Annotated in this window: 6 protein-coding genes and 1 pseudogene; 1 reads left to right on the forward strand and 6 read right to left on the reverse strand. The window is 62.7% G+C overall.

What is annotated here, in order from left to right; all coding sequences use genetic code 11:
* Positions 1-236: 236 nt before the first annotated feature.
* A complete protein-coding gene (murA, locus tag VGH54_RS19230; protein ID WP_331513667.1) occupies positions 237-1,490 on the reverse strand; it encodes a UDP-N-acetylglucosamine 1-carboxyvinyltransferase in 1,254 nt (417 codons plus the stop codon).
* Between the two features lie 71 nt (positions 1,491-1,561).
* Here murA and VGH54_RS19235 point away from each other — a divergent pair, with 71 nt between their 5' ends.
* Positions 1,562-2,152 carry a cob(I)yrinic acid a,c-diamide adenosyltransferase gene (locus VGH54_RS19235; protein WP_331513668.1) on the forward strand — a complete coding sequence of 197 codons (591 nt, stop codon included), beginning with the start codon at positions 1,562-1,564 and terminating at the stop codon, positions 2,150-2,152.
* 9 nt (positions 2,153-2,161) lie between these two features.
* Here VGH54_RS19235 and VGH54_RS19240 read toward each other — a convergent pair whose 3' ends face one another.
* From VGH54_RS19240 to VGH54_RS19260, 5 genes and pseudogenes are all read right to left on the reverse strand, one after another.
* On the reverse strand, positions 2,162-2,605 hold the full coding sequence (locus VGH54_RS19240; protein WP_331513669.1) for a DUF2550 domain-containing protein: 444 nt from the start codon (positions 2,603-2,605) through the stop codon (positions 2,162-2,164).
* 12 nt (positions 2,606-2,617) lie between these two features.
* Positions 2,618-2,983, reverse strand: coding sequence for a F0F1 ATP synthase subunit epsilon (locus VGH54_RS19245; RefSeq protein WP_331513670.1), 366 nt, complete (start codon positions 2,981-2,983; stop codon positions 2,618-2,620).
* Between the two features lie 42 nt (positions 2,984-3,025).
* Positions 3,026-4,486, reverse strand: a complete 1,461-nt coding sequence (atpD, locus tag VGH54_RS19250; protein ID WP_331513671.1) for a F0F1 ATP synthase subunit beta — start codon at positions 4,484-4,486, stop codon at positions 3,026-3,028.
* A gap of 24 nt (positions 4,487-4,510) precedes the next feature.
* Positions 4,511-5,422, reverse strand: coding sequence for a F0F1 ATP synthase subunit gamma (locus VGH54_RS19255; protein WP_331513672.1), 912 nt, complete (start codon positions 5,420-5,422; stop codon positions 4,511-4,513).
* A gap of 6 nt (positions 5,423-5,428) precedes the next feature.
* Positions 5,429-5,818: pseudogene (locus tag VGH54_RS19260) on the reverse strand (F0F1 ATP synthase subunit alpha); the annotation flags it as partial.

Raw genomic sequence — 5,818 nt, forward strand, 5'->3', positions numbered from 1 at the left:
AACCCAACAAAAAGACACCAAAAAACTGGCATCACAAAAAAACAAGACCACACCCACACACGGGAAGCGCAAATGCAGCCCAAAAAAACAACAACAAAAACAAAACCACCAAACACACTATTGAGTTCTCAAACAACACCCGTTTTCGGGCAACCCTGCTACTGTACTCCATCGCAAAAGCGCCGTCAAACTGCACGTCCGATGCCCTAGAGCAGGCGTGCTGGTTATGTAGTGACCTACTCTACGCGCTCTATCTCTGCGCCCAAACTGGCCAGGTTTTCCACGAACAACGGGTAGCCCCGGTCGATGTGAAACACGTCGTGCACCTCGGTGTCGCCGTCGGCCACCAGGCCGGCAAGCACCAGTCCGGCGCCGGCCCGGATGTCCGAGGACCACACGGGCGCGCTCGACAGTTGAGGAAGACCTCTGACCACGGCGTGATGACCGTCGGTGCGCGCATCGGCACCTAGGCGGATCATCTCCTCGACGAACCGGAAACGCGCTTCGAACACGTTCTCGGTGATCATCGAGGTGCCGTCGGCGATGGACGCCAGCGCAATCGCCATCGGCTGCAGGTCTGTCGGGAAACCGGGGAACGGCAGCGTCGCGAAGTTGACGGCCTTCGGTCGCTCGTACTGGGTAATCCGGAAACTGTCGTCCGTCTGAGTAACCGTGGCGCCAGCATCGTGCAGCTTGTGCAGCACAACCTGGAGATGCGCCGGGTCGACCCCGGTGACGGTGACGTCGCCGCGGGTTATCGCGGCGGCAATACCCCACGTGGCGGCCACAATTCGGTCGCCGATCACGCGGTGCTCCGTCGGGTAGAGCCGCGGCACGCCGGTAATCGTCATCGTCGGCGAACCCGCGCCCTCGACGTGCGCGCCCATCTGGTTCAACATCGCGCACAGGTCAACCACGTCGGGCTCGCGCGCCGCGTTGTGGATCGTCGTGACACCCTCGGCCAGCACCGCAGCCATCAGGATGTTCTCGGTTGCCCCAACCGAGGGAAACTCCAGCTGAATTTCCGCGCCGTGCAATGAATCTGCCTGAGCAACGACGCAGCCGTGCTCGATATTGCAGACGGCTCCTAGTTGCCGCAGCCCCGCTTGATGCATGTCCAGCGGACGCGAACCGATGGCGTCACCACCTGGCAGTGCGACTTTGGCGCGCTTGCACCGCCCGACCAGGGGACCGAGCACGCAGACTGAGGCCCGGAACTGCCGCACCGCGGCGAAGTCGGCGTCGTATTTCGGCTCATCCGGCGAGGTGATGCGCACAGTTGGGCCGGCCAATTCGACAGTGGCGCCCAGGCCACGCAACACTTCCGCCATCAACGGCACATCGAGGATGTCGGGACAGTTGGTGATCGTGCTGGTGCCTTCGGCCAACAGCGTCGCCGCCATCAGCTTCAGAACGCTGTTCTTGGCTCCCCCAACAGCGACTTCGCCCGACAACCGACTTCCACCGGTCACCACGAAACGATCCGCCACGCGGGACAGTTTAGTGAAGCCGTTTCGCCCTGTCAGTCGGCTGCCCAAGTCGGAGCGGTACGTTTTTATTCATGGCAGTACATCTGACCCGCATCTACACCCGGACTGGCGACGACGGAACGACGGGGTTGAGCGATTTCTCACGGGTTTCCAAAAACGACACGCGGCTGGTGGCATACGCCGACTGCGACGAGGCCAATGCGGCTATCGGCGCCGCGATCGCCCTGGGAAACCCGACGCCGCAGATAGCTGAAGTACTGAAACAGATCCAGAACGATCTGTTCGACGCCGGCGCGGATCTGTCGACCCCACTGGTGGAGAACCCGAAGCATCCGCCGCTGCGCATCACCCAGACCTACATCGACCGGCTCGAAGCCTGGTGCGACGAATTCAACGAGAGCCTGCCGTCGCTCAAATCCTTTGTGCTGCCTGGTGGTTCAGCGCTCTCGGCGCTGCTGCACGTCGCCCGCACGGTGTCGCGACGCGCTGAGCGTTCGGCGTGGGATGCCATCGAAGAGCACCCTTCAGACGTCAGCCCGCTGCCCGCCAAGTACCTGAACCGCCTGTCGGACTTGCTGTTCATCTTGTGCCGAGTGGTCAATCCTGACGGCGACGTGCTGTGGCAACCCGGCGGCGGACGATCCAACCAGCCGAAGAAGTAAGCCCTTACATCAGGTGGTGCGGCGGCGTGCTCGCGGCGACGGACGTGACTCCAACCATGACTGGAATGCCGTCAATGCGCCTCGGTCCAGCGCGATTTCGTAACCCGCCCTGCGCTCCTGGGTGGTATCGCGCAGCTCGAGCACAATGATCTCTTCGGTCATGATGTCGAATTCGTCACCCCGCGGTGGACGTCGAGAAACGACCTCCACACCACGCCGATTGAGCTTGCGGTCCGGCCACAACCGAACGCTGGACAGTCGGTAAAACACGGCATCCGCGCCGCGGTAGCGAATTACGCCGTGGCGCCAACCGTGGCCCCCGACCGCGGGTATGTCCCGCATGATCGCCGCCGTCCCACCTTGACGCAGCTTCCACAAGCGATAGCTCAAGGCGACGACCGCAAGTCCCAGCAGGACGACGAGCGTGACCATCACGCTCATGAGCGCGCTCATCGCCGCGGTGCGCTAGTCGAGCGCGCCGACAGCGCGCAGTCTGCCACGTCCCCTCGCGGCAATGCGCGGGTCGTCTGACTCCGAATCCTGTTTGGCCGCGGCCTCGTCGATCTCCGATTCAAATTGTGCGAACTCGGCGAGGATGCTGACACTCTCCTCGGTGATCGACAGGAAGCCGCCTTCGATGGCGACCCGGAGGTCATCCTCGCCCTCACGCTCGACACGGACTATGGCGTCGTCGACGAGCTGCGCAACCAGCGGGATGTGATTGGGCAGAATCCCGATCTCCCCCACCGTGGTGCGCGTGAAGAGGAACGTCGCCTCGCCCGACCAGATTTTCCGGTCGACGGCGACGATCTCCACGTTCAGCACGGCCATTTCACACCTGCCCTTCCACGCTCAGTCTCCGCCGCCGACACATCACAGCTTGGCGCCGAAGCTTTCGGCCTTCTTTGCCAGGTCGTCCAGCCCACCGATAAGGAAGAAGGCCTGCTCGGGGATGTGGTCGAAATCGCCCTTGGCCAGCTTGTCGAACGCTTCGATGGTTTCCTTCAGCGGAACGGTGGATCCTGGCTGGCCGGTGAACTGCTCTGCCGCCATCATGTTCTGAGAGAGGAACCGCTCGATCCGGCGCGCCCGATTGACCTGCTGCTTGTCCTCTTCGGACAGCTCGTCGATACCCAGAATCGCGATGATGTCCTGAAGGTCCTTGTAGCGCTGCAAAATCCGGATCACTTCCTGCGCAACTCGGTAGTGCTCGTCGCCGACGATCGCCGGGTCCAGGATGGTCGAGCTGGATGCCAACGGGTCCACTGCGGGGAAAATACCCTTGGAGAACACGTTTCGGGACAGCTCGGTGGTGGCGTCCAAGTGCGCGAACGTCGTCGCCGGCGCGGGGTCGGTGTAGTCGTCGGCGGGCACGTACACCGCTTGCATCGAGGTGATGGACTTGCCTCGGGTCGAGGTGATCCGCTCCTGCAGCTCACCCATCTCGTCGGCCAGCGTGGGCTGGTAACCCACCGCCGACGGCATCCGGCCGAGCAGTGTCGACACCTCGGAACCGGCCTGAGTGAACCGGAAGATGTTGTCGATGAACAACAACACGTCCTGGCCCTGCTCATCGCGGAAGAACTCGGCCATCGTCAACGCCGACAACGCGACCCGCATACGAGTGCCGGGCGGCTCGTCCATCTGACCGAACACCAGAGCGGTGTCCTTGAGCACGTCGGCCTCACCGAGCTCCACCCACAGGTCGTTGCCCTCACGGGTGCGCTCCCCGACGCCGGCGAACACCGAAGTACCACCGAAGTTTCGGGCGATACGGTTGATCATCTCCTGGATCAGAACGGTCTTACCCACACCCGCACCGCCGAACAGCGCGATCTTTCCACCACGCACGTAGGGAGTCAGCAGGTCGACGACCTTCAGGCCGGTCTCGAGCATCTCGGTGCGCGGTTCCAGCTCGTCGAACGGCGGCGGCTTACGGTGAATCCCCCAGTGATCGAAGTCTTCTCCGTAACCTGGCTCGTCCAGGCAATGGCCCAATGCGTTGAACACGTGGCCCTTGACGCCGTCGCCGACCGGAACGGAGATCGCCTTTCCGGTGTCGGTCACCTCGACGCCGCGGACCAGTCCGTCGGTCGGTTGCATCGAGATGGTTCGGACCAAGTTGTCGCCGAGGTGCTGCGCAACCTCAAGCGTCAGCGTCTTGGCCAGCTCCTTGTAGGTGATCTCGGCGTGCAGGGCGTTGAACAACTGCGGCACGGAGCCGCGCGGGAATTCGACGTCGACGACGGGTCCGGTGATCCGCACCACGCGGCCGTTGGTGTCGCTGCCCTTCGAGTTCGTCGACTTCGCAGCCTTTTGAGTGGTAGCAGCCATATCCTCTTCGCTTCCTGATGGGGCCTATTTGGCGTCGGCGAGCGCATTTGCGCCACCGACGATTTCGCTGATTTCCTGAGTGATCTGGGCCTGCCGCTCGCGGTTCGCTTCGAGCGTGAGCGATTTAATGAGGTCGTCGGCGTTGTCGCTGGCCGACTTCATCGCACGCTGGCGTGACGCCAGTTCTGACGCGGCAGACTCGAGCAGCGCCGTGTAGATGCGGGTGGTCAGGTAACGCGGCAGCAGCGCGTCGAACAGCGTCGTCGCATCCGGCTCGAATGAATACAGCGTGTGGGGCTCGTTGTCGTCCTCGATGTATTCCACGACCATCGGGGCCATGCGGTGCGCTTTGACCGATTGCGACATCATCGACTTGAATTCGGTGTAGACGATGTGCAATTCGTCGACTCCGGACTCGTCGCTGGACTCTTCGTCGTCGCCGGCGCCGGCCAAGAAGGTACTCACCAGAGTTTCGGCGACCTTCGCGGCGTCCTCGTAGCTGGGTCGCTCCGAGAAACCGGTCCACGATTCGCTGATGTCCCAGTTGCGGAACTTGAAATAGCCCTGCGCTTTACGCCCAACGGTGTAGAGCACCGGAGTCTTGCCGTCTGCGCGCAGGCGCGAGAAAAGCTCCTCGGCCTTGCGAAAGGCGCCGGAGTTGTACGCGCCGCACAGACCCCGGTCCGACGAGACCACCAGCACGCCAACCCGCTTCGGTGAGGGCTTCTCGACCAGCAGTGGGTGGTCGAGAGCCGCCTCCTGCGCGAGCGTGGTGAGCACGCGGGTGATCTCGACGGTGTAGGGCCGGGCCTCTTTCAGCCGTGCCTGTGCCTTGCCGATGCGCGACGTCGCGATCATCTCTTGCGCCTTGGTGATCTTTTTGATCGACCCGGCGGAACGAATGCGACCCCGCAGTTCGCGAAGTGTGGCAGCCATCTTCGATTACTTCTTCTGCTCCGGCGGTGCCGGCTTGTGTACCTGCACTGCTTCTTTGGCTACCTGGTCTTCGTCGAGGGGTTCGACGTGCTCGTCACGCACCACCGATCCACCGCCCGTAGCCGCGAAGCCCTTTTTGAACTCGTTGATCGCGTCGACCAACTTCTTCTCGGTCTCTTCGCTGAGCTTCTGCGATTTCTTGATGTCGGACAGGATGCCGTCCTCGGCCCCGCGGATGTGGTCGAGGAACTCGGTCTCGAAGCGATGCACGTCCTCGGCCGGGACCGAGTCGAGGTGTCCGTCGGTGCCGAGGAAGATCGAAATGACCTGCTCCTCAACGGGTGACGGCTGGTATTGCGGCTGCTTGAGCAGCTCGACCAGTCGTTCGCCGCGATC

Source organism: Mycobacterium sp., from assembly GCF_036488105.1.
Lineage (GTDB): Bacteria > Actinomycetota > Actinomycetes > Mycobacteriales > Mycobacteriaceae > Mycobacterium.